This is a genomic window from Janthinobacterium agaricidamnosum (genome assembly GCF_003667705.1).
Lineage (GTDB): Bacteria > Pseudomonadota > Gammaproteobacteria > Burkholderiales > Burkholderiaceae_D > Janthinobacterium.
This window is the reverse complement of sequence record NZ_CP033019.1, coordinates 4,307,523-4,329,259: the sequence shown is the minus strand read 5'-3', so window position 1 is coordinate 4,329,259 and position 21,737 is coordinate 4,307,523. Positions and strand designations below refer to the sequence as shown.

General features: G+C 63.7%; 23 protein-coding genes. 14 read left to right on the top strand and 9 right to left on the bottom strand.

What is annotated here, in order from left to right; translation table 11 throughout:
• Window positions 1–5: 5 nt before the first annotated feature.
• The 4 genes from D9M09_RS19610 (at window position 6) to D9M09_RS19595 (ending at window position 4,192) form a co-directional block, all read left to right on the top strand.
• Window positions 6–2,471 carry a ligase-associated DNA damage response DEXH box helicase gene (locus D9M09_RS19610; protein ID WP_121670186.1) on the top strand — a complete coding sequence of 822 codons (2,466 nt, stop codon included), beginning with the start codon at window positions 6–8 and terminating at the stop codon, window positions 2,469–2,471.
• Window positions 2,468–3,157, top strand: a complete 690-nt coding sequence (gene pdeM, locus D9M09_RS19605; protein WP_121670185.1) for a ligase-associated DNA damage response endonuclease PdeM — start codon at window positions 2,468–2,470, stop codon at window positions 3,155–3,157. The genes D9M09_RS19610 and pdeM overlap by 4 nt, the downstream gene beginning before the upstream one ends.
• 193 nt (window positions 3,158–3,350) lie before the next feature.
• Window positions 3,351–3,731, top strand: a complete 381-nt coding sequence (locus tag D9M09_RS19600) for a KGG domain-containing protein (RefSeq protein WP_121670184.1) — start codon at window positions 3,351–3,353, stop codon at window positions 3,729–3,731.
• Window positions 3,732–3,925: 194 nt separating this feature from the next.
• Window positions 3,926–4,192, top strand: a complete 267-nt coding sequence (locus D9M09_RS19595) for a hypothetical protein (protein ID WP_070300427.1) — start codon at window positions 3,926–3,928, stop codon at window positions 4,190–4,192.
• 9 nt (window positions 4,193–4,201) lie between these two features.
• Here D9M09_RS19595 and D9M09_RS19590 read toward each other — a convergent pair whose 3' ends face one another.
• Together D9M09_RS19590 and D9M09_RS19585 are read right to left on the bottom strand one after the other, a co-directional pair.
• The gene (locus D9M09_RS19590; RefSeq protein WP_121670183.1) at window positions 4,202–4,810 is read right to left on the bottom strand and encodes a DUF2239 family protein; all 609 of its coding nucleotides are present in this window, start codon (window positions 4,808–4,810) and stop codon (window positions 4,202–4,204) included.
• A gap of 84 nt (window positions 4,811–4,894) precedes the next feature.
• Window positions 4,895–5,392 carry a pyridoxamine 5'-phosphate oxidase family protein gene (locus tag D9M09_RS19585; protein ID WP_121670182.1) on the bottom strand — a complete coding sequence of 166 codons (498 nt, stop codon included), beginning with the start codon at window positions 5,390–5,392 and terminating at the stop codon, window positions 4,895–4,897.
• Window positions 5,393–5,654: 262 nt separating this feature from the next.
• Here D9M09_RS19585 and D9M09_RS19580 point away from each other — a divergent pair, with 262 nt between their 5' ends.
• The 5 genes from D9M09_RS19580 to D9M09_RS19560 are packed head-to-tail and all read left to right on the top strand — an operon-like array spanning window position 5,655 to window position 10,124.
• Window positions 5,655–6,308: a PepSY-associated TM helix domain-containing protein gene (locus D9M09_RS19580; RefSeq protein ID WP_121670181.1), complete on the top strand. Its 654-nt coding sequence runs from the start codon at window positions 5,655–5,657 to the stop codon at window positions 6,306–6,308.
• A 31-nt stretch (window positions 6,309–6,339) separates the two neighbouring features.
• Window positions 6,340–6,855, top strand: a complete 516-nt coding sequence (locus D9M09_RS19575; protein ID WP_070291824.1) for a DUF2271 domain-containing protein — start codon at window positions 6,340–6,342, stop codon at window positions 6,853–6,855.
• Window positions 6,856–6,867: 12 nt separating this feature from the next.
• A complete protein-coding gene (locus D9M09_RS19570) occupies window positions 6,868–7,692 on the top strand; it encodes a DUF4198 domain-containing protein (RefSeq protein ID WP_121670180.1) in 825 nt (274 codons plus the stop codon).
• Between the two features lie 26 nt (window positions 7,693–7,718).
• Entirely contained in the window at window positions 7,719–8,747 is a 1,029-nt protein-coding gene (locus tag D9M09_RS19565; protein WP_121670179.1) for an FAD:protein FMN transferase, read from the top strand.
• Window positions 8,748–8,759: 12 nt separating this feature from the next.
• Window positions 8,760–10,124, top strand: a complete 1,365-nt coding sequence (locus D9M09_RS19560) for a sulfite reductase subunit alpha (RefSeq protein ID WP_121670178.1) — start codon at window positions 8,760–8,762, stop codon at window positions 10,122–10,124.
• 15 nt (window positions 10,125–10,139) lie between these two features.
• Here the strand turns inward: D9M09_RS19560 and D9M09_RS19555 are convergent, their stop codons facing one another.
• The 6 genes from D9M09_RS19555 to D9M09_RS19530 form a co-directional block, all read right to left on the bottom strand.
• Window positions 10,140–11,369 carry a DUF2325 domain-containing protein gene (locus D9M09_RS19555; protein ID WP_121670177.1) on the bottom strand — a complete coding sequence of 410 codons (1,230 nt, stop codon included), beginning with the start codon at window positions 11,367–11,369 and terminating at the stop codon, window positions 10,140–10,142.
• Window positions 11,370–11,417: 48 nt separating this feature from the next.
• The gene (locus tag D9M09_RS19550) at window positions 11,418–11,744 is read right to left on the bottom strand and encodes a hypothetical protein (RefSeq protein ID WP_070221111.1); all 327 of its coding nucleotides are present in this window, start codon (window positions 11,742–11,744) and stop codon (window positions 11,418–11,420) included.
• 85 nt (window positions 11,745–11,829) lie between these two features.
• Window positions 11,830–12,027: a hemin uptake protein HemP gene (gene hemP / locus D9M09_RS19545; RefSeq protein WP_034750559.1), complete on the bottom strand. Its 198-nt coding sequence runs from the start codon at window positions 12,025–12,027 to the stop codon at window positions 11,830–11,832.
• Window positions 12,028–12,278: 251 nt separating this feature from the next.
• Complete coding sequence (locus D9M09_RS19540; RefSeq protein ID WP_070221155.1) at window positions 12,279–13,085, bottom strand: Crp/Fnr family transcriptional regulator; 807 nt, start codon at window positions 13,083–13,085, stop codon at window positions 12,279–12,281.
• Window positions 13,086–13,420: 335 nt separating this feature from the next.
• Window positions 13,421–14,065 carry a response regulator gene (locus D9M09_RS19535; protein WP_070221113.1) on the bottom strand — a complete coding sequence of 215 codons (645 nt, stop codon included), beginning with the start codon at window positions 14,063–14,065 and terminating at the stop codon, window positions 13,421–13,423.
• 154 nt (window positions 14,066–14,219) lie between these two features.
• Complete coding sequence (locus tag D9M09_RS19530) at window positions 14,220–14,687, bottom strand: universal stress protein (RefSeq protein ID WP_070221114.1); 468 nt, start codon at window positions 14,685–14,687, stop codon at window positions 14,220–14,222.
• Between the two features lie 466 nt (window positions 14,688–15,153).
• Between D9M09_RS19530 and D9M09_RS19525 the strand changes: the two genes are divergently transcribed.
• Both D9M09_RS19525 and D9M09_RS19520 read left to right on the top strand, forming a co-directional pair.
• Window positions 15,154–16,008 (top strand): protein phosphatase CheZ, encoded by an 855-nt coding sequence (locus D9M09_RS19525; RefSeq protein ID WP_121670176.1) that lies wholly within the window; start codon window positions 15,154–15,156, stop codon window positions 16,006–16,008.
• Window positions 16,008–17,903 carry a chemotaxis protein CheA gene (locus D9M09_RS19520; RefSeq protein WP_070221116.1) on the top strand — a complete coding sequence of 632 codons (1,896 nt, stop codon included), beginning with the start codon at window positions 16,008–16,010 and terminating at the stop codon, window positions 17,901–17,903. The genes D9M09_RS19525 and D9M09_RS19520 overlap by 1 nt, the downstream gene beginning before the upstream one ends.
• A gap of 64 nt (window positions 17,904–17,967) precedes the next feature.
• On the opposite strand, the gene D9M09_RS19515 is transcribed toward D9M09_RS19520, so the two are convergent.
• Complete coding sequence (locus tag D9M09_RS19515) at window positions 17,968–19,104, bottom strand: S41 family peptidase (RefSeq protein ID WP_121670175.1); 1,137 nt, start codon at window positions 19,102–19,104, stop codon at window positions 17,968–17,970.
• Between the two features lie 312 nt (window positions 19,105–19,416).
• Between D9M09_RS19515 and leuC the strand changes: the two genes are divergently transcribed.
• From leuC to leuD, 3 genes are all read left to right on the top strand, one after another.
• Window positions 19,417–20,820, top strand: coding sequence for a 3-isopropylmalate dehydratase large subunit (leuC, locus tag D9M09_RS19510; protein ID WP_070311171.1), 1,404 nt, complete (start codon window positions 19,417–19,419; stop codon window positions 20,818–20,820).
• A gap of 94 nt (window positions 20,821–20,914) precedes the next feature.
• Complete coding sequence (locus tag D9M09_RS19505; RefSeq protein ID WP_010400408.1) at window positions 20,915–21,037, top strand: lipoprotein; 123 nt, start codon at window positions 20,915–20,917, stop codon at window positions 21,035–21,037.
• A gap of 51 nt (window positions 21,038–21,088) precedes the next feature.
• Window positions 21,089–21,736 (top strand): 3-isopropylmalate dehydratase small subunit, encoded by a 648-nt coding sequence (gene leuD / locus D9M09_RS19500; RefSeq protein ID WP_034783435.1) that lies wholly within the window; start codon window positions 21,089–21,091, stop codon window positions 21,734–21,736.
• Window position 21,737: the final 1 nt, after the last annotated feature.

Here is a 21,737-nt window from a genome sequence, read left to right as displayed (position 1 = left end):
AGGCGATGAGTAAAAGCGCGCTGGCGCAGCGCATCGATGCGTGGTTCACGGGGCGCGGCTGGACGATCTTTCCTTTCCAGCGCGCCGTCTGGCGCGCTGGCGCGCAGGGCCAGTCCGGCTTGCTGCATGCGAGTACAGGGTCCGGCAAGACGTATGCCGTGTGGTTCGGCGCCTTGCTGCGCGCCGAGCGGCTACAACGCAAGGGCAGGAAGCAGGGCATGCGCGTGCTGTGGATCACGCCCATGCGGGCGCTGGCGGCCGACACCGTGCGCGCGCTGCAGGCGTCCGGCGAAACGCTGGCGCCCGGCTGGCGCATCGAGGCGCGCACGGGCGATACGAGCGCCGCGCAGCGGGCGCGGCAGGCGAAAGCGTGGCCCGAGGTGCTCGTCACGACGCCGGAAAGCCTGTCCCTGATGCTGAGCCAGGCGGACGCGCAGGAACGCTTCAGCCTGCTGGAAACGGTGATCGTCGACGAGTGGCATGAATTGATGGGCAGCAAGCGCGGCGTGCAGGTGCAGCTGGCGCTGGCCCGTTTGCGCCGCTGGAATGCAACCTTGATGACGTGGGGCTTGTCGGCTACCCTGGGCAATCTGCGGCAGGCGCAGGACGTCTTGCTGGGAGAACAAAGCGATGGCGTGCTGGTCGAAGGTAAAGTCAAAAAGCGCATCCTTGTCGACAGTCTGATTCCCGTCAATCCCACGCGCTTTCCCTGGGGCGGCCACCTGGGCATCCAGATGCTGCAGCCGCTGATCGCCGAGATCGAGGGCAGCGCCACCACCCTGGTGTTCACCAACACGCGTTCGCAGGCCGAGCTGTGGTACCAGCACTTGCTCGATGCGCGCCCCGACTGGGCCGGCCTGATCGCCCTGCACCACGGTTCGCTGGACCGCGAAGTGCGCGAGTGGGTCGAGCAGCACCTGAAGACGGGCGAGCTGAAAGCCGTCGTGTGCACGTCCAGCCTGGACCTGGGCGTCGATTTCCTGCCCGTCGAACGGGTGCTGCAGGTGGGCAGCGCGAAAGGCATCGCGCGCCTGGTGCAGCGGGCGGGGCGCAGCGGCCACGCGCCGGGGCGCATTTCGCGCGTCACCCTGGTGCCCACCAACAGCCTGGAATTGCTGGAAGCGGCCGCCGCCCGCGCTGCCCTGGCGCAGGGCCACCTAGAAGCGCGGCCCGTGCCGGACAAGCCGCTCGACGTGCTGGTGCAGCACCTGGTGACGATCGCGCTGGGCGGCGGTTTCGACTCGCCGGCCCTGTACGCGGAAGTGCGCGCGGCCTGGTCGTATCGCCACCTGACGCCGGACGAGTGGCAATGGGCGCTCGACTTCGTCGCGCGCGGCGGGCAAAGCCTGACCGTGTACCCGGAATACCGCAGAGTGCTGCCGGACGATGCAGGCGTCTACCGCGTGCCGGACCTGGCGCTGGCACGGCGCCACCGCATGAGCATCGGCACCATCGTCTCGGAAGCGGCGATCCAGGTCAAATTCCTCGGCGGGGCGCGCATCGGCAGCATCGAGGAATCGTTCATCGCGCGCCTGAAGCAGGGCGACCATTTTCTGTTTGGCGGGCGTATCCTGGAATTCGTGCGCGTGCATGAGATGACGGCCTACGTGCGGCGCGCCACGGGCAGCCGCGGTGCCGTGCCGCGCTGGCAGGGCGGCAAGATGCCGCTGTCGTCGGAGCTGGCGCATGCCGTGCTGGACCAGCTGCAGCTGGCGCAGGAGGGCCGTGCCAGCGGGCCGGAAATGCGCGCGCTGGCGCCCCTGCTGGCCATCCAGCAGAAATGGTCCAGCCTGCCCACGCGCGCCAGCCTGCTGCTGGAAACCTTGTCCAGCCGCGAGGGCCATCACCTGTTCGTGTATCCGTTTGCGGGCCGCTCCGTGCACCTGGGCCTGGCATCCCTGCTGGCCTATCGCATCGCGCGCGTGCAGCCGGCCACCTTGTCGATCGCCGTCAACGATTACGGCTTTGAACTGCTGGGCGCGGACGATATCGATTTTGCGCCGCTGCTGACGGCCGCCAGCGGTGCCGATCTTCCCCTGTTCAGAACGGACAACTTGCTCGAAGACGTGCTGGCCAGCCTGAACGCGACGGAACTGTCGCAGCGGCGTTTCCGCGAAATCGCCCGCATCGCCGGCCTCGTGTTCCAGGGCTATCCAGGCCAGCCGAAAAGCGCGCGCCAGCTGCAAGCGTCGTCCTCGCTGTTCTTTGAAGTGTTCCGCAAGCACGACGCGGCCAATTTGCTGCTCACGCAGGCGCAGCGCGAAGTGCTGGAGCAGGAACTGGAACTGACGCGCCTGCGCGCCACCTTGCGCGAACTGCATGGACGCAGCATCTGCCTGCAAGCGCTGGAGCGCGCCTCGCCATTTGCCTTCGGCCTGATGGTCGAGCGCTTCCGCGAACAGCTGACGACGGAAAAACTGTCGGACCGGGTGGCGCGGCTGGTGCTGGCGCTGGAAAAGGCGGCCGCATGAAGGGACAGGAGCAGGCGCATTGCGCGGTGGAGCTGGCCGGCGAGCTGGTCTGGCTGCTGGCGCACAAGGCCGTGTACTGGCCGGCGCGCAGGATATTGATCGTTGCCGACATCCATTTCGGCAAGGCGGCGGCGTTTCGCGCGCTGGGCGTGCCCGTGCCGCGCGGCACCACCACGCAAAACCTGCTGGCGCTCGACGCCTTGCTGGCCAGTTACGCCTGCGAGGAAATCGTCTTTCTCGGCGATTTTTTGCACGCGCGCGCCGCCCATGCGGCCGCCACCGTGGCGGCCATGCTGGCGTGGCGCATGCGTCATCGCGACGTGCGCCTGACGGTGGTGCGCGGCAACCATGACGCGCATGCGGGCGATCCGGCCGCCGCGCTGGGCATCCGCATGGTCGATGAACCGCACCAGGTGGGCAAGCTGTCGTTCTGCCATCACCCGGACACCGTCGCGCCCGGCTACGTGCTGGCGGGCCACGTGCATCCCGTGTTTCACTTGCGTGCCAAAGGGAGCGGAGCGCACGGCGGCGGCCTGCGCCTGCCGTGTTTCCTGCTGGGCCAACAGCGCGCCATCCTGCCCTCGTTTGGCGCCTTCACGGGCGGCCATGCGGTGCTGCCAGGCACTGGCGAGCGCGTGTACGTGACGGCCGACGCGGCGATTTTTCCGCTGCCCGCCAACTGCTGAGTGTTAGATACTTTTGGTGTAAAACTGAAAGTAACTACGCCACCGTGAGCGGGACTCATCCTACATGCGCTCTTGCCATCCTCCTATTTCTTGTGCCCCATGTGCGCACTAAGATGACGGTTCCCTTGCCATGCGAGGGGGAAGAATTGCATGGTTTGCACTGTTTCCGATTCCATCGATCAAGGAGATCATCATGGCCACATCGAGCGACAATAAACAGCAAGGTAGTAAAACCAGTAGCAGTAGCAGTAGCAGCGGCGGCAGCGGCGGCAGCAAGCAAAGCGATACCAGCAAGCGGGGTTTCGCTTCCATGGACCCCGCCCAGCAGCGCGAAATCGCCAGCGAAGGCGGACGTGCCGCGCATGAAAAAGGCACGGCCCATGAATTCACGTCGGAAGAGGCCCGCCGCGCAGGCAGCCAAAGCCACAAGAACGATGCCAACCGGCAAAGCGCCTCCAGCTCCAGCGGTTCGCGCGATAACGCCAGCATGAACCAGGAGGGCAACCGTGACAGTGGCAACAAGCAAAGCGGCGGTTCCGGGTCCGGTTCCAGCTCCGGGTCGCGCAACAAGTAGCGCCAGCTGAGTAGCAAGTTGCAAGTGGCTCTGGCCAGCGGGAAGCAGGCACGCCGCTGGTCAGGGCCACGCTTATTTGGCTGCCGCAAAATTTTGATGCAACGCAGCAGGCATGGACTATGATGAAATAGCTGCGCCGGCCACGGCCGACACGCAGTCAACGCAGTCAAATCGCACTCACGATCAGGGAGAAGATGATGGGCAACTCCACCACGCCGCAAGCCGGCAATAGCCAGGGCGGCACGCCGTCCGTGGCAGGCAACAAGCAAAGTACGGCCGATTCTGCCGAGAACTTTGTGCTGGTCGATAGCGAGCAAGGGCTCGATATCGGCGACGATCTGTTTTCCATCGGCGAGGTGCGGCGCGCCGACCGCCTGCCCCATCACCAGTCCGGCTCCGCCGGGCAGAGCCGGCAGAGCGCCGACGATGCGCCCGACACCACGGGCAGTACGGGCGTCTGATCTGGCCGCCTAACTTTCTTCACTCTCAAGCCACGCGCGCCGGGCCAGCTGCAAGACGTGTTCGCGCACGTCCGCTGGCCATTCCTGTACGCATGCGAGAAACGCTGCTTGCTTGCCGGCGAACAGGGCGCGGCTTGCTTCCTCGAAGCCTGGCGCATCGCCGGCCAGCGCATTCATGACTTTATAGGCCGCTTCGCGTGCCTGGCGCTGCTCATCGTGCAGCTTGTTGCCGCGCTGCGCGTGTTCCACCAGTTTGCGCAAGGCGACGGAAGCGCCGCCCGGCTGCGTCGCCAGCCATTCCCAGTGACGGGGCAGCAAAGTGATTTCGCGCGCCACGACGCCCAGCTTCGGGCGGCCTGCCGTGCGCGCCGGGGCGGGAGCGTCGTCCTGCGGCGCCGGCGTTGCCGCGCGAGGCAGGCGCTGCAGCACGTCGGCCAGGCTGCCGTGCAGGTTCAGGTCGACCTGGCTGCCGCTGGCATCGTCGAAAATCAGGATCTGCGCATCGGGATCGCGCGTCACCAGTTCCTTCAGTGTTTGCGCAAGCGCATGTAAAGGGCCGGCGGCGACTTTTCGCTTGCCGGCAAAGGCGGTGAGCTGAGGTGGTGCGGGGGTATGCATGTCTTGCCTCCATGGGGAATGCAGGCAATTTTACCCGGGTTAAATAGAAAGTCAATATTACCCGGGTAAAATAGGGTAAATCTGCTACAGATCGACCCGGCCGTGTTCGCCCATGTCTTTCGGCGGCTCGCCCGTGATGGCGGCCTTGGCCATTTCATAGAATTGCATCATCTTGCTGGCGCTGCTATCCCAATACTCGGCCGACTGGATCGTCACCTTGATCAGCGACAGCTTCGGATCGTCGAGCCCGCCCGGGAACCAGGCTTTCACGAGCGGATTCCACAATTCCTCCGCCTTGGCGCGGTCTTTCAGCAGCTGCGCGTGGCCGCAGACGGATACATACAGGCTGTCGCCCGTGTCGACGAAGCTGACATTGACTTGCGGATTGTTCAGCAAGTCGCGCGTATAGTTGGCCTCGTCGGAAACAAAGAACCAGATCTGCCCTTCGTTATCGACCTGCTGCTGCGTCAGCGGCCGGCTGGTGAGGGTGCGCATGTCGTCGCTGGTGGTCAGCATGCCGAATTTGACGTCCTTGATCTTGGCCGCGATGCTGGCCAGTTGTTCGCTGGAATACGATTGCATGGGTGCTCCCTTGTTGGTTGTCCTGAACAACAAGCATAGGCGCTTGCTGTATGCGGCTCTGTACGGCAGCTTACGTAGCAGCGGTGCTTTGTTTCAAAGCTGTTACAAAACGCCGGCCCGGCGGGGCGCCCCATGTCTTGACTTAATAAATGATAATCATTATCATTTGTTTGAAATATCGGCATGCACTCTGATTGAAGGATGGGAATGAAGCACACTGACTTGTCGCGCCAGCTGGCCCGCCCCTTGCCGGGAGCGGAGCATGCATAGTGCGGGCGCCGCCGACAAGGCCAGGAACAACGCCAGCCGCGCCGTCTGGCTGAAGAACTTGCATCAATGGCACTGGATCAGCTCGGCACTTTGTTTGCTGGGCATGTTTTTGTTCGCCATCACCGGCATCACCCTGAACCACGCCGGTCAGATCGAGTCGAAACCGTCGATCACGCGCCAGAAGGCGCAGTTGCCGGCGCCCCTCGTCACGGAACTGGCCGCCTTTGCCACCGGGCATGACGGCGCCAATGCACCGATGCCGGCCGCCGCGGAAACCTGGCTCAAGCAGCAGTGGTCGCTCAACGCGGGCGGGCGTCCCGCCGAATGGTCGATCGACGAAGTGTATTTGCCGTTGCCCAAGGCAGGCGGCGACGCCTGGGTGCGCATCGGCCTGGAAGACGGGGCCGCCGAATATGAATTGACGGACCGGGGCTGGGTGTCCTGGCTCAACGACGTGCACAAGGGCCGCAACACGGGCGTCGCCTGGAGCTGGTTCATCGACATCTTTGCCGGCGCCTGCATCGTGTTTTGCCTGACGGGGCTATTGATTTTGAAGTTCCACGCGGCCAACCGGCCATTTACGTGGCCGATGGTTGGCCTCGGCATTCTGATACCTTGCGCGATCGCCTTGCTGTTTATCCACTGATGTTTTTATTTTTCCTTTTTACAGGCACACCATGAAATTACGCTACTCCCTGGCGCTTGGCCTTCCCCTGATCGGTACGTCGGCGATGGCTGCCGACCTGTCCCTGAAGCTTGAAATCCCGCAACTGAACGTGGCGGAATACCACCGCCCCTACGTGGCGGCGTGGCTGGAAACGGCCGATCAAAAGGTCGTTGGCAATCTGGCTGTGCTGTATGACGTGAAAAAGAAGGACAAGGCGGGCGAAAAATGGCTGAAGGACATGCGTCAATGGTGGCGCAAGAGCGGCCGCGACCTGGCCATGCCAGTGGACGGCGTCAGCGGCGCCACGCGCGCGCCGGGCGAACATACCCTGACTTTCCCTGGCGCCAAGGCCTTGCTCGACAAGCTGCCGGCCGGCGAATACCAGGTGGTGGTGGAAGCGGCACGCGAAGCGGGCGGACGCGAACTGGTGCGCGTGCCGTTCCAGTGGCCGCTGAAATCGGCCCAGTCCGTTCCTGGCAAGGGCAAGGAAGAACTCGGCAATGTCGTCGTCCAACTCAAACCTTAAGGCGCCTCTACCATGTTGAAGCAACTGAATAAACCGCTGATCGCCCTGGCGCTGGCCGGCCTGGCCATGAATGCCCACGCCCACCGGGGCTGGATGGTGCCATCGAGCACGATGGTGGAAAGCAAGGACGCCTGGGTGACGGTGGACGCTGCCGTCTCCGACGGCCTGTTCGAGATCGACCACCAGCCGCTGCGCCTGGATGCGCTGCAAGTGACCGGCCCCGATGGCGCGAAAGTGGCGCCGGCGAATACGCTCACGGGCCGTTTGCGCAGCGTCTTCGACGTAAAAATGGAAAAGCCGGGCACGTATAAAGCGGCCATCGTGTCGCAAAACGTGATGGGCAGCTACAAGCTCAATGGCGAGCAGAAGCGTTTCCGCGGCAATGAAGAGACGTTCAAGAAGGAAGTGCCGGCCGACGCGCAAGAGCTGAAAATCACGCGCACGGCAGCGCGGCTGGAAACTTTCTTCAGCAATGGCGAAACCAGCACGGAAGTGTTCAAGCCGACGGGCGTGGGCCTGGAATTCGTGCCGGTGACCCATCCGAACGACTTGCGCGCGGGCGAAAAAGCCACGTGGCGCTTCCTGATCGACGGCAAGCCGGCCGCGAATCAGGCCTTCAGCCTGGTGCCGGGCGGCGTGCGCTACCGTGGCGTGCTGGGGGAAATCCGCCAGAGCACCGATGCCAAGGGCGAGATCACGTTCACCGTGCCGGCCGCCGGCATGTATTACCTGAGCAGCACCTGGCCAGCGGCCGCCCCGGCCGTGGCCGGCCAGCCGCCAGCCATGCCGGAGCGCCGCATGACCTACGCGGCCACCGTGGAAGTGCTGCCGCAGTAAGCGGCGGCATCGTCACGAGCTCGCCGATGCGCCGGGTCCTGCTGCCGCAGCATATTTCCGATCAGGCCGCGCCGCCCGGCGCCGCGATCCGGGACTTGCGTGGCTTGACCATGGGCACCAGCTGGTCGGTGCGCCTGCTCGAGTCCGCCATGCCGGGACGCGCCGGCAGCGCCGACCTGCAGCAGGGCTTGCAGCAGCAGCTGGACCTGGTCGTGGCGCAAATGAGTCACTGGAGCGATGAGTCCGACCTGGGCCGCTTCAACCGGGCCGAACCCGGCAGCTGGCACAGCCTGCCCGCCGCCTTTTGCGAGGTGCTGGGCTTTGCCATGCACGTGTCGCAGGCGTCCGGTGGCGCATACGACCCGTGTGCGGGCGTCCTCGTCAACCTGTGGGGCTTCGGCCCCCGCCATCGCTACGACGAGCCCGGTTTCCTGCCGCCGAACAAAGAGACGGTGGCCTTGCTGCTGTCGCAGCGCCAGCGCCGCCGCCTGGAGCTGGACTTGCCGGCCCGCCGCGCGCGTCAGCCGGGCGGCTTGCAGCTCGATTTATCGGCCATCGCCAAGGGGTATGGCGTGGATCGCCTGGCGCGCTATCTGGACAGGCAGGGCATCGGCCATTACCTGGTCGAAGTGGGCGGCGAGCTGCGCGGCGCCGGCAGCAAGCCCGACGGCCAGCCGTGGTGGGTGATGCTGGAACAGGTCGATGGCGCCTACGCGGATCTACATCCGCCGGAAATGCTGCTGGCGCTGCACGGCTTGTCCGTGGCCACGTCGGGCGACTACCGGCGTTTCTTCCAGGACGGCACGGCGCGTTTCTCACACACCATCGATCCGCGCAGCGGCATGCCGATCGCCAATCAACTCGCTTCCGTCACCGTCGTGCATGAGCAATGCATGGCGGCCGACGCCTGGTCGACGGCCCTGACCGTGCTCGGTGCCGAGGCCGGCATGGCGCTGGCCGAAGAGCAGGGCCTGGCCGCGCGCTTCCTGCAGCGCGACGGCTCTGGCTTTCACGAAACGCTGAGCAGCCACATGCTGGCCATGCTCGACGAATGAACGATTAATTCCATGATTTTTACGCACGATACGACGCGGCTGGCCTTGCTGGCGGCCCTGTCCCTCAGCTACGCGGGCGTGTGCCTGGCGCCTTGGTTGCGCGCGCGCGCCAGGCGCCGCGCGTCCGCCGCCGCCAAGGCGGCGCTGGCAAACAGTCCCGCCTGGCTGGTGGCGTATGCAAGCCAGACGGGCAATGCCGAGGAACTGGCCACGCAAACGGCGCAGAGCCTGCAACTGGCCGGCATCCCCGTGCGCCTGTGCGCGCTGGCCGAAGTCACGGCCGTTGATCTGCAACAAGCCGAACGGACTCTGTTTTTAGTCAGCACCTATGGCGAAGGCGATGCGCCCGACAATGCGGCCGCCTTCATGGGCCGCCTGATGACGGGCGGGCTGGCGCTGCCGCAATTGCATTACGCCGTGCTGGCCCTGGGCGACCGCAGCTATGGCCAGTTTTGCGGTTTCGGCCGCGCGCTCGATGCCTGGCTGGCGGCGCAGGGCGCCTCGCGCCTGTTCGAGCGCATCGAAGTCGACCGCAGCGCCAGCGTCAGCATCGAGCAATGGTTCCAGCATCTGAGTCACCTGGCCGGCACCAGCGACGCGCCCGACTGGAGCGCGCCCGCCTTCGGCGACTGGCGCCTGACGCACAGGCAGCTGCTCAACCCGGGCAGCGCGGGCGGCGCCATCTATCACGTGGAACTGGCGCCCGTGGCCGGCAGCTTGCCTGACTGGCAGTCGGGCGACCTGGTGCAGGTGACGGCGCCCGCCGACCCCTCGCAGCCGCGCGAATATTCGATCGCTTCGATTCCGCGCGATGGCGGCGTGCACTTGCTGGTGCGCCAGCATGCGCATCCCGACGGCAGCCTGGGCCGGGCCTCGGGCTGGCTCACGGCGCAGGCCAAGGTGGGCGACGTGGTGCAACTGCGCTTGCGCCAGCATAAACGCTTCCGGCTGGAAGACAATGCCCAGCGGCCATTGATTTTGATCGGCAACGGCAGCGGCATCGCCGGTCTGCGCGGCCACCTGAAGAGCCGCGTGCTGGCAGGGCAGCGGCGCAACTGGCTGATCTTTGGCGAGCGCAACCTGGCCCACGATTTTCATTATCGCGAAGAGATTGAAGGCTGGCATGCCAGCGGCGACCTGCCGCGCCTGGACCTGGCGTTTTCGCGCGACCAGACGGAGCGCACCTACGTGCAGGACCGCCTGCGCGGCAATGCCGATGAAGTCAAGCTGTGGCTGGAGCAGGGCGCGGCCATCTATATCTGCGGCAGCCTGGCCGGCATGGCGGGCGGTGTAGACCAGGCCCTGCAGGAGATACTGGGCCGGCCTGCGCTCGACGCGCTGGCGGCCGAAGGGCGCTACCGGCGCGACGTGTATTAATGCAGCAGCGATTGCTTATGGCTGGATCGCAGCCAGCGGCGCCGTGTCCATCTCGCCGCTCACTTCCTGCAAGCCGCGCGCCAGGCTGGAGATGCTGGGGTTGTCGATGAAGACGCAGCGCTTGCCCGTGCGCTTGCAATAATCCTTCACGCGCCAGTAGGCGCTGTGGCTGATGCAGCCCGTCTGGCAAATCACCAGGTCGGCGGCCGCCAGGCTCGAGTCGAGCAGGTTGGCATTGTCTTCCAGGCCGCCGTCGTGGTGGGCGAACTGCGCGCCGACCCGCTCGATCAGGGCGCGGTAGGTGGCGACATTGCCGCTGCGTCCGCCCACGCACAAGACGCTTTGATCGACGAGGCGGATCGGCATTTTCAGCTTGCCGCCGGTCGGCACTTCCAGCTTGGGTGCCGGTGGCGGCACGCCGGCGGCTTGGCGCGGCTGGGCCTGTTTCAATTCCGCGATTTGCTGGCGCAATTCCTTTTCGCGCTCATCCATTTGCGCCAGGCGTTCGACCAGGCGCGTGCGCGATTCCAGTGCCGGGACGGCCGCCTGCAATTGCGCCAGTTCCGCGCGCAAGCCGTCGATCACGCTATCCTTGCCGATGGACTCGGCCCGCGTGCGCAGCAGCACGGCTTCCTGGCGTTCCAGTTCGCCCGTTTTTTCCGTCAGTGCGGCCTGGCTGCGCTGCTGCAGCTTGGCCAGTTCCTGCGTCAGGCGCGCATTTTCTTCCTGCAAGGCCGTAAATTTGCCCATGTCGGCGCGTACGCAGGCGCCGGCCTGGTGCTGGATCATGTGCAAGTCGCGGCACATCTGCTCTTCCAGCTCGGCGTCGCAGCGCGGGTGCGTCAGGCCGGCCCAGAAGGCGCCCGACACGTCGCCGTTGGCGACGGCCGTGCGCCACAGTTGCGCTACCTGTTCCGTGGTCTTGGCGCCGCGAAAGCGCAGGATCACGGGAGCGTAGCGGCGTTCGAGTTCCTTTTGCAGCGCTTCGGACAGGCGGTTGCGCGCGCCGCATTCCGTCACGGCGCCCACGTGCACTTCGTAGTCGTCGGCCAGCACGCGCCCGCCCGTCATCTTGCCCACCAGCTTGCGCAGGTAGCCCAAGGGCAAGCCTACGCCGACCAGCGGGCAATGGCAGGTATGCGACAGTTCCCACAGCCGGCGGCGGCGCGAAGCGAGCGCGGCCGTTTCCGTGTCGGCGTGGGCGCAATTGCTGATGACGGGCAGGGACTGGTCTTTGTCACACATGGCGATATCCTGTTGGGCGGTGGGGCAGCGGTGGAAGAGAAATAGAAATTAGTGCGGCAGCGGCGAGGCAGGACGTCTGGCGCTCAGCATGCGTGCCAGGCGCTCGAGCAAGGTGGTCTTCGGCGGCGCGGGCCGGTGCAGCGCCACCAGGGTGGCCCATTGCTGCGACAGTTGCTGGCAAGTCGCTTGCAGCACGGGGCCGAGGCCGGGCGAGCCGGCCAGCGCTTGCAGATGGCGTTCGATGACTGCGGCCAGTTTCTCGCAGGGACTGTCCGCATGGTAGTGCGACATCAGGTGCAGCACGGCCGACAGCAGCAATTCAGGCTGCTGGCCTTGCGGGGAAGGAAACATCGAGGAAGGTCGGTCGTTCGCCATCAAACACTCCTGTGCGGTGGTTTGGCTGGCTGCGCGCACGGGGCGCGACTGGCTGGCGAGCGTGGTGACTGGCTGCCGTGCTGCTTCAGGCAGTCAGGATCAGCTTGTTCAATTGGGTGACGCGCAGGCGATAGATCTTGCCGCTGTGCTCAATCTCCACTTCGCGGCCCTGCTGCAGCAGCGCTTCGCTGGTGATGCGGCGCGCCGGCTGGGCCATGCTGACGGGAGGACGGACGTGGGCGGTAGCGGCATCCTGGATCAAGGCTGGTTTTGAGCTTTGCATGTTGGGCTTTCTTTATCTCAGTTGAGAATGATTCGTATTTGCATTATTGTTGAATGTGGCCCGAAAAGCAAGGCTTATTTATGCGCAAGCCGTGCTTTTTTGCGATGGGATGGCAGCGTGGAGCATGGCGCTGCGCGAAGACGGCCATTGGTGCGGCATGGAAGGGGAGCGGCAGCAAAAAAGACCCGCCAAGGCGGTGCGCGCCTTGGTCGGGTCAAGCCTGTGCCAAGCTGGAAGAAATCGGGATGGCGTTAAATCGTGGCCAGCAATTGCGCCGAGGCGGCCGCGGCGGCGGTGGTGTCGGCCTTGAGCTTGGCGGCAGCCAGCTGCTTGGCGCGCGAGCGCGACGGCGGCAAGCGGCGCAGGGTTTTCAGGGCGTCCGGATCCTTGATGCCGATGGTGCGCTGGTCAACCGAGATCAGGCCGATTTCATTGAAGGCGGACAAAGTGCGGCTCACCGTTTCCAGGGTCAGGCCCAGGTAGCTGCCGATTTCGTGGCGCGTCATGCGCAGGTTGAACAGCTTGCTCGAATAGCCCATCTGCGCGAAGCGGTCGGCCAGCGAGACGAGGAAGCGCGCCACGCGGGCTTCGGCGCTCAAGGCGCCCAGCATGCCGATCATCGCCTGTTCGCGCACCAGTTCGCGGCTCATCACGCCGTACATGACGTTTTCCAGTTCCAGGTGAACACGTCCCAGCGCCGTCAGCTTCTTGAACGGCAACAAGATCAGGTCGCAGTCGGACAGGGCCACCGCTTCCGAGGAGTAGTGGCGCGAGTGGATGCCGTCGACGCCCAGCATGTCGCCCTTCATGGGAAAGCTCAGTACCTGTTCATTGCCGAATTCGTCGATGAGCACGGTTTTCAGGAAGCCCGAATTGACGATGTACAAGGTGTCGAACGGTTGGCCGATGGTATGCACGCGCTGGCCCGTCTTGAATTGCACGTGCTGGAACAGCAGTTCGTCGGCGGCGATGGTGCAGGCGCTGGAGATATGCAGCAGATCGCATACTTCCTTCAGGTTCGACCATAGCCGCCCCTGGCGCTGGCGCCCTGCTTCCATCGGGGAAGAGGGGGCCAGCGATGGGGCGGCGGCGCGGGTTTCGGGCGTTTGCGTGGACAGCATGTTCATCTCCTGGTGACAGGTAGTTCAGAGTTGAATGACAGGGTGCGCAGACGGCGGGCAGGGAAAGGGCGGCGCGCGTCCAGGCTGGTAAAGCTCAATTCGCTGACGACTTGCTGTGTGATGAAATAACTTCCCAGCAACTTGATTACTGGTTTCAGTATGCCAACAACCATATGCAATTAATATCAGCAGTGGCTGAATATGGCAGTAGGAGCTACGGTAGGGGAGTAGGATTGTTCCTACGGTCGACGCGCGGGCGCGCGCCGCCGGGCTTACGTCTTGAAGGGGGAGAGCAGGCGGTGCGCCACGGCGTACTGCACCATTTCGGACAGCGAACTCATGCCCATTTTTTGCATGATGCGCGTCTTGTGCGTACTCACCGTCTTCACGCTCAGGTGCAGGTTGTTGGCGATTTCCGTGATCGACTTGCCCGCCACCAGCAGGGAAAAGACTTCGAACTCGCGGTCCGATAACTGTTTGTGCAGCAAGCTTTCATTCGGCATCATGATGTTGAGCACGAGCTGCTCGGCCACCTCGGCGCTGATGTAGGGGCGTCCCGACGCCACCTTGTGAATGGCGCCCACGAGCTGGGTACCAGCGCTTTCCTTGGTTAGATAGCCTTGTGCGCCGGCGCGGATGGCGCGCACCGCATATTGTTCTTCCTCGTGCATGGTGAGGATCAGGATGGCCAGCTTGGGCGCCTCGCTGCGGATTTGCCGGATCAGGTCGACGCCGCTGCGGCCCGGCATTGACAGGTCGAGCAGCAGCAGGTCGAAGCCGCCCTGGCGCACCTGATTGAGTACTTCAAAGCCGTCGATGGCTTCGCCCACGATATCGATATCCGGCGCGCCGTCAAGGATGCGCTTCAAGCCTTCTCGCATGATGGTGTGGTCGTCGGCAATTACAATACGTATCATAGGCGGGCAATCTGGATGCGTGAAATCTGCTCTGTCCGTCACCGGACAATCAAATGTTGAGAAACGAGAAACGTTGTCATTTTAACTGAGGCGGCCGCATTATGCCTTTTTCTGCATATGCCGGCAACGGCGGCCCCGGTGGTCATGTGACCTCTTATTCGGACGGGGGTTCCTTGATCAGCCTATGCACGAGCACGGGCAATTTCGAGTGCGACAGCACTTTATTGGTCACACTGCCCAACAGCAATTGCCCCCAGCCGCTGCGGCCATGCGAACCCATGAAAATCAGATCGCAATGCTGCAATTGCGCCACTTCCACGATCTTCAGGGCCGGGCTGTCGGAAAAGGCCGTCAGGCCCGTCGCTTCCAGGCCGCGCTTGGCGGCCGCGTCGAGGATGGGCTGCCAGTGGTCGGCGCCGGCCTTGCGCATGGCGATGCGGTACTCCTCCTCGCTGGGATAGCTTGGCGGAATGATTTCGATGTACACCGGGTACTGGTATTCGGGCGCCACATACAAGGCAAGGATGTCGGCGTGCATCTGTTCGGCAAAAGCAACGCCGGCGCAGGCCGTCAGGTTGGAGACGGTGGAGCCATCGGTGGCGATCAGAATTTTCTTATACATGGCAGGTCCTTTGGCGGTGACTGAGCGCGCGCAACGCCTCTTATTGTAGACGCGGCGGCAGCATTGTATTCATGCAAAGACTTGATAATTATCAATACAACTGCACCTTCAGTATAGACAACATTGGCAGAAAGATCGTGTGTAGCTGCAACGATGTCCATGTGGCGCTGTTGCGCAGACGCCCGGAAGCAGGATTTCTTCTGCTGTGCGTGGTCTTGCACGCACGCCAATGGTAGTATTTCAAAATACAACAGCTGGAACACATATTTCCTTGTGGAAAAGCTCTTGTAGGCCAGCTTTGCACCAGGAAGCGCGTTTTGAGATTTACCAACAGGGCGGCGCCCTGCTACACTCGCACCATCGCAGCGGTATTGCCTCAAATCATCTTAATCGAGAAATTGTGGGTATCAGTCTGTAAAACGCACAGTTCAGGCGGAATTTTGACAAATTATGGAGAAGCAGGGATATGACCAACGCCGCTGATGATTTCGACGCATTATTCGATGAAGTATCTGCGCAAAGTGCGGCCGCGGCTCAGCCCGCGCCTGCCGCCGCGCCCGCTCCCGCCGTGATTGCGGAGGACGATTTCGACGCGCTGTTCGACTCGGTGTCGGCCAACGCCGCCGTGCCGGCAGCCGCCGAGCCCGTGGCCGCCGAGGCGGAAGCGCTGCCTGTGGCCGGCGCCGAGGCGTCTGGCGACGCGGCCGATCCCGTCGACCAGTCCGACAAGCCGATGTTCGAGCGTCTGGGCGGCATCGTGCGCCTGCTGCACGATTCGCTGCGCGAACTGGGCTACGACAAGGCGCTGACGGAAGCGTCGTCGCAGATCGTCGACGCCCAGGACCGCCTGGAATACGTCGCCACCCTGACCGAACAGGCCGCCAACAAGGTCCTGAACACGCTCGACGAAGGCATGCCGGCGCAGGATGTGCTGTCGAAGAAAGCCAAGGACATGGACGGCCGCTGGACGGCGCTGTTCGACGGCAAGCTGAGCCTGGAAGAATTCAAGGCCCTGGCCGGCGACTCGCGCCAGTTCGCGCAAGCCGTTGCCGAAGCGACGGAAGCGGAAAAAGCGCGCTTGTTGGAAATCATGATGGCGCAGGACTTCCAGGACATCACGGGCCAGCTGATCAAAAAAGTGGTCAACATCACCAAGACCGTGGAAAACGAACTGGCCCAGCTGTTGCGCGACAACGCGCCGGCCGAGGTGCGCGAGAAACTGGCGCAAAAGCCGGTGCCGCTGATGCAGGGCCCGTCCGTGCCGTCGGTGGCGCTGGACCAGGATAATGTAGACGACCTTCTTGCGGATTTGGGATTCTAATGGACGATATGCTCAAGGATTTCGTCGTTGAGGCGATGGATCTTGCGGTTAATGTTGAAGAGCACTTGTTGCGCCTCGAGCGCGATCCTGACAACAAGGAAACACTGAATGCGGTGTTTCGTTCCTTCCACACGATCAAGGGCGGTGCCGGCTTCATGGGCTTGCCCGCGCTGGTGGCGGCCTGCCACCTGACGGAAAACCTGTTCGACGCCTTGCGCACGGGCGCCGCGCCCGTCACCCCCATCGCCATCGAGGCGGCGCTGCAGGCGTCCGGTTTCGTCGCCGACCAGCTGACGGAACTGGCCAATGGCGCCGCGCCGGAAAGCTTGCCGGCCATGCCGGAAGAGCTGGAACACATCCTGACGAACGCCATCGAAGGCAAGGGCATGGACGCGCCTGCGCCTGCCGCCGCCGTGGTGGCGGAAGTGGCCGCGCCCGTTGCCGAGGTTGCGGAAGTGCCTGCCGCCACGCCTGCCGCCGCCGTCTCCACCGCCGGCGCCGATGGCCTGGACTGGGAAGGCATGTATAACGCCGTCGTGCCCGAGGGCAGCCGGGTCGCTGCCGCGCCGGTGTCCGCCGTCGCCGCTGCCCCTGCCGTCGTGGCCGCCGCTGCGCCCGCCGCTGCTGCCGCTGCCGCCAAGCCGGCCGCCAAGGCCTGGGATGGCGCCGAACGACGCGAAGAGCGTCCGGAAGTGCGCCATGCCGCGCCCGTCAAGGAAGACAGCATCCGCGTCGACGCCGTCAAGCTCGACGCGCTGCTGGAAGTGGCGGGCGAATCCGTGCAGGCCGCCAACCAGGCCGCCGTGCTGCTCGAACGCTTGCTGCAATTCAAATTCGAAGGCCAGGCCGCTACCCTGATGGCGACCCTGGCGGAAACCCTGGAGCGCGCCTCGCGTTACTCGACCGAACTGCAGCGGGCCACCCTGGCCACGCGCATGCAGCCTGTCGGCCGCCTGTTCCAGAAATTCCCGCGCCTGGTGCGCGAGCTGGCGAAAGACCTGGGCAAGGATGTCGAGCTGACCATCGAAGGCGCGGAAACGGAAGTCGACCGCGTCGTCGTGGACAGCCTGTACGATCCGCTCGTGCACATGCTGCGCAACTCGCTCGACCATGGCGTCGAATCGCCGGAAGCGCGCCTGGCCGCCGGCAAGCCCGCCAAGTCGTATATTTCGCTGAAAGCCTGGCAAGAGGCCAACAGCGTCATGATCGTGCTGCAGGATGACGGCAAGGGCATGGATCCGGTCTTCTTGCGCAGCAAGGCCCAGCAAAAGGGCTTGATCAGCGAAAACGCGCAGTTGAGCAACGACGAATGCTTCCAGCTGGTGTTCCTGCCGGGCTTCTCGACCAAGGAAGTGGCGTCCAGCGTCTCCGGCCGCGGCGTGGGCATGGACGTGGTGAAAACGGCCGTGGAGAAAAACCGCGGCGCCATCCACATCGAGTCGACGCTGGGCAAGGGCACGAAGTTCGCCATCCGCCTGCCGATCGAACTGTCGATCGTGCCGACCATGCTCGTGTCGACCTCGGGCGCCGCGCTGGCGCTGCCGATGGCGGTGGTGCAGCGCGTCGTCGAATTGCCGGAAACCTTCATGGAAGTGGGTGGCGCGCCCGTGCTGAAAGACCAGGGCCGTCCATTGCCCGTACGGTCGCTGGCCGGTGCCCTGGGCTATGAATCGTGCAGCGAACGCGTCGGCATCGTCGTCGCCGCGCCACAGCCGTACATTCTTGCCGTGGAAGCCGTCGATGGCACGGCCGACCTGGTGATCAAGCCGATGACGGCCATCACCGTGGAAGGCATCACGGGTACGGCCCGCTCGGCCGAAGGCGAGCTGGTGCTGGTCGTGGGCCTGTCGTTCCTGATGGACGGCTGCCGGGGAAGCGTTCGTCTAGCTGCCTGAGTCTTGCTTCAATCGTTAGAAAGCCCGCTAGGCATAGCGGGCTTTTTTTATGGCGCCAGCGGTGTCAGATGTTGTTAGGACGTAAGGTGCCGCCTTCCAGCCAGCGCTGCACGCGCACGATTTCCTGGGCGCGCTCCGCCTCGTCCTTCGGCGGCGGCAGGTAGATGTCGGGCATGATGCCGTCGAGATCGACCTGCAGATCTGGCAAGCGGGCCGAGCGCGAGGTGGCGTAGGCCAGCTGGCGCCGTCCCGAGGGCAGAGGGTGCATGCGCAGATTCGAATAATCGAGCGCGCCTCCGCTGTTGCGTCCGATCAGCTTGACGCGAAAGCTTTGCCGCGCTTCCAGCAGAAACTGTTCGCAGGAACTGCCGCAATCGCGGTCAACCAGCACCGCCACCCTGGACGGCTGTACTGCCTGGCCAGACACACTCGCATAGCTGACAGGCCCGTTGGTGCTTTGCGCCACGAACTGGCCGGGCTGCACGCTGCGCATGCGGGTGACGGCCAGTGCCATATATTTCGTGCAGGTGGCGTCGCCGGGAGCGTACAGCGCGCAGATGTTTTCCTGGCTGGCGATATTGGCCGGCGTGGACAGCCATTCGCCACCGATATTGACGCTCTCGCCTGAAGCTAGCCATGGCAGCAAGGGCGCATATGTGCTGTCGCTGCCGCCGTTGTTGCGCCGCACATCGATAATCCAGTTTCGACGGCTGGCCAGTTCGTCGCGCTTGCTTTCCAGTAAATCATTGATGAGCCCGGCGTACCCGGGGAAAAAACTCGGTAAGGTCAGCAGCGCCGTGTGCGGCGACAGCAGCTGCAGCGATGGCGCCCTGTCATCGATGGTGGCCGTTGGCGCGGCGGTTGAGGATGGTGCTGCAGCTGGTGTCTCATGTTTCAGCGCACCGGTCGGCATGATCTGCAGGTGGCCTTTGCGCCACTGGCTCAGGTAACCGGACAGTACCGTATTGCAGGCAGCCTCACCGTTCACCCTGGCCGCCGCGGTGCTGGCGCTGGCCAATGCCTGATCGAAATACGCTTGACCTTTTTGTGCCAGATGCTGGCGCGCGCCAGTATCGTTTTCCAGCAAAAAGGCGGGAAGGACGCGCAAGTCCTGCAGGCAGGTCTCGCCCGGCGTGGCCGCTTGCGTATGGCTGACTGTCAAAGTAGTCAGGAGCGTGGCGGCAAAAGAACACAGTCTCATCAATGCAGTCTTTCCTGAAATTGTTGTCTAAATACAATACACGAAAGATTAAAGAAAAAGTATCGATTTCTGGCCGCGCCGTGGCTCGTTCGGCGGCCTGCCCGCAGATGGGGCCGTCATGTCGCCGATATGCCGATATCGGCAATTTCCAGCTCATATCCAACAATACGGCCAAACTTTGTATCGCCAATCCCACGCTTTTGCCTGTTTCGGTTCTGTGTCGCGCAATATATGGCATAATCCTTGTGGATCACCGTATGACCTGGTATCACTTGATCACTTACTACAGGCTGTGGCAACGCTGCATAAATCATGATGAAGACGCTTTACGACAAACTCTGGGAATCCCACGTTGTTCGGGCCGAAGATGATGGCACGACAATTTTGTACATCGACCGGCACTTGCTGCACGAAGTCACCAGTCCGCAAGCCTTCGATGGCCTCAGCGTGGCGGGCCGCCAGCCGTGGCGCATTTCCGCCAACCTGGCCGTGGCCGACCATAACGTGCCCACCACCAGCCGGGTCGACGGCATTGCCGATCCCGTCTCGCGCCTGCAGGTGGAAACCTTGGACAAGAACGCCAAGCACTACGGCTTGACCTATTTCAACATGAACGACAAGCGCCAGGGTATCGTGCACGTGATCGGCCCCGAACAGGGCGCGACCCTGCCCGGCATGACGGTGGTCTGCGGCGATTCGCACACGTCCACGCATGGCGCGTTCGGCGCGCTGGCGCACGGCATCGGCACGTCGGAAGTGGAACACGTGCTGGCCACCCAAACCTTGCTGCAAAAGAAATCCAAGTCCATGCTGGTGCAGGTCGACGGCGCTCTGCCGGCCGGCGTGACGGCGAAAGATATCGTGCTGGCCATCATCGGCAAGATCGGCACGGCCGGCGGCACCGGTTACTGTATCGAGTTCGGCGGCTCGGCCATCCGCGCCTTGTCGATGGAAGGCCGCATGACGGTGTGCAACATGGCCATCGAGGCGGGCGCGCGCGCCGGCATCATCGGCGTGGACGACACCACCATCAATTACGTCAAGGGCCGTCCGTTTTCGCCGGCCGGTCCGCACTGGGAACGCGCCGTGGCCTACTGGCGCACGCTGCATTCGGACCCGGGCGCCCGTTTCGACCTCGTCGTCACGCTCAACGCGCAAGAGATCGAACCGCAAGTGACGTGGGGCACCTCGCCCGAGATGGTGGTCGGCATCGATGGCCGCGTACCGGATCCGGACAATGAGAAAGACAGCGTCAAGCGTGACGCCATCGAAAAGGCGCTCGTCTACATGGCGCTGAAGCCGAACACGCCGATCGCGGACATCCGCATCGACAAGGTCTTCATCGGTTCCTGCACCAATTCGCGCATCGAAGATTTGCGCGCGGCGGCCGCCGTGGTGCGCGGCAAGTACCGCGCCTCGAACGTCACCCTGGCGCTGGTCGTGCCCGGTTCCGGCCTGGTGAAAGACCAGGCCGAGCGCGAAGGACTCGACCGCATCTTCAAGGATGCCGGCTTCGAGTGGCGCGAGCCGGGCTGCTCCATGTGCCTGGCCATGAATGCGGACCGTCTGGAACCGGGCGAACGCTGCGCCTCGACCTCGAACCGCAACTTCGAAGGCCGGCAAGGGCAGGGCGGTCGTACCCACCTGGTGTCGCCCGCGATGGCGGCGGCGGCGGGCATCGCCGGCCATTTTGTCGACGTGCGGGGATTGCGATGAATTTGGGGTCAGACCCGTTGGGTCTGACCCCAGCATTTGCCGGTGGTTTACACTAACGGGATTTGCAACCATTAGCACATAGACTGAAATCATCATGAAAAAACTCTTCGCCCTCCTTATCGCCACCGTCATCTTGTCCGGCTGCAACACCGTCTCGGGCATCGGCCGCGATGTGCAGAAAGTCGGCCAGGTCGTCACTGGCGCCGGCGGAAAATAAACCGTGACGTGGCGGCGCCCCGCGCCGCGCGTCTTACCGAGTAGAAACAGCATGGATAAATTTACGATTTACGAAGGCCTGGTCGCCCCGCTGGACCGCGCCAACGTCGACACCGACGCGATTATTCCGAAGCAATTTCTGAAATCGATCCACCGCAGCGGCTTCGGCCCCAACCTGTTCGACGAATGGCGCTATCTCGACCATGGCGAACCGGGCCAGGACAACAGCCGCCGCCCGCTGAACCCCGAGTTCGTGCTCAACGAGCCGCGCTACCAGGGCGCCTCGATCTTACTCACGCGCAAGAACTTCGGCTGCGGCTCCTCGCGCGAACACGCGCCGTGGGCGCTCGATCAATATGGCTTCCGCGCCATCATCGCGCCCTCGTTTGCCGACATCTTCTTCAACAACTGCTACAAGAACGGCTTGCTGCCCATCGTGCTGTCGGAAAGCCAGGTCGAGCACCTGTTCAATGAAGTCAAGGCTTTCCCCGGCTTCAAGCTGGTGGTGGACCTGGAGCAGCAATGCGTGCGCACCAGCAACGGTTCCGTCTCGTACCCGTTCGAGATCGATGCCTTCCGCAAATATTGCCTGATGAATGGGCTCGACGATATCGGCCTGACCCTGCGCCACGCCGACGACATCCGCGCCTTCGAAGAACGCCATCTTTCTGCTCAGCCCTGGCTGGCCAACGTCATTTAAA

Coding starts and splice junctions, on each gene's coding strand:
- D9M09_RS19520 (WP_070221116.1), top strand. CDS start 16,008: ATGGACGATATGCTCAAGGATTTCGTCGTTGAGGCGATGGATCTTGCG.
- D9M09_RS19595 (WP_070300427.1), top strand. CDS start 3,926: ATGATGGGCAACTCCACCACGCCGCAAGCCGGCAATAGCCAGGGCGGC.
- leuC (WP_070311171.1), top strand. CDS start 19,417: ATGATGAAGACGCTTTACGACAAACTCTGGGAATCCCACGTTGTTCGG.
- leuD (WP_034783435.1), top strand. CDS start 21,089: ATGGATAAATTTACGATTTACGAAGGCCTGGTCGCCCCGCTGGACCGC.
- pdeM (WP_121670185.1), top strand. CDS start 2,468: ATGAAGGGACAGGAGCAGGCGCATTGCGCGGTGGAGCTGGCCGGCGAG.
- D9M09_RS19530 (WP_070221114.1), bottom strand. CDS start 14,687: ATGTATAAGAAAATTCTGATCGCCACCGATGGCTCCACCGTCTCCAAC.
- D9M09_RS19610 (WP_121670186.1), top strand. CDS start 6: ATGAGTAAAAGCGCGCTGGCGCAGCGCATCGATGCGTGGTTCACGGGG.
- D9M09_RS19560 (WP_121670178.1), top strand. CDS start 8,760: ATGATTTTTACGCACGATACGACGCGGCTGGCCTTGCTGGCGGCCCTG.
- D9M09_RS19585 (WP_121670182.1), bottom strand. CDS start 5,392: ATGCAATCGTATTCCAGCGAACAACTGGCCAGCATCGCGGCCAAGATC.
- hemP (WP_034750559.1), bottom strand. CDS start 12,027: ATGCAAAGCTCAAAACCAGCCTTGATCCAGGATGCCGCTACCGCCCAC.
- D9M09_RS19515 (WP_121670175.1), bottom strand. CDS start 19,104: ATGAGACTGTGTTCTTTTGCCGCCACGCTCCTGACTACTTTGACAGTC.
- D9M09_RS19570 (WP_121670180.1), top strand. CDS start 6,868: ATGTTGAAGCAACTGAATAAACCGCTGATCGCCCTGGCGCTGGCCGGC.
- D9M09_RS19525 (WP_121670176.1), top strand. CDS start 15,154: ATGACCAACGCCGCTGATGATTTCGACGCATTATTCGATGAAGTATCT.
- D9M09_RS19540 (WP_070221155.1), bottom strand. CDS start 13,085: ATGGAAGCAGGGCGCCAGCGCCAGGGGCGGCTATGGTCGAACCTGAAG.
- D9M09_RS19555 (WP_121670177.1), bottom strand. CDS start 11,369: ATGTGTGACAAAGACCAGTCCCTGCCCGTCATCAGCAATTGCGCCCAC.
- D9M09_RS19535 (WP_070221113.1), bottom strand. CDS start 14,065: ATGATACGTATTGTAATTGCCGACGACCACACCATCATGCGAGAAGGC.
- D9M09_RS19550 (WP_070221111.1), bottom strand. CDS start 11,744: ATGGCGAACGACCGACCTTCCTCGATGTTTCCTTCCCCGCAAGGCCAG.
- D9M09_RS19600 (WP_121670184.1), top strand. CDS start 3,351: ATGGCCACATCGAGCGACAATAAACAGCAAGGTAGTAAAACCAGTAGC.
- D9M09_RS19590 (WP_121670183.1), bottom strand. CDS start 4,810: ATGCATACCCCCGCACCACCTCAGCTCACCGCCTTTGCCGGCAAGCGA.
- D9M09_RS19580 (WP_121670181.1), top strand. CDS start 5,655: ATGCATAGTGCGGGCGCCGCCGACAAGGCCAGGAACAACGCCAGCCGC.
- D9M09_RS19575 (WP_070291824.1), top strand. CDS start 6,340: ATGAAATTACGCTACTCCCTGGCGCTTGGCCTTCCCCTGATCGGTACG.
- D9M09_RS19505 (WP_010400408.1), top strand. CDS start 20,915: ATGAAAAAACTCTTCGCCCTCCTTATCGCCACCGTCATCTTGTCCGGC.
- D9M09_RS19565 (WP_121670179.1), top strand. CDS start 7,719: ATGCGCCGGGTCCTGCTGCCGCAGCATATTTCCGATCAGGCCGCGCCG.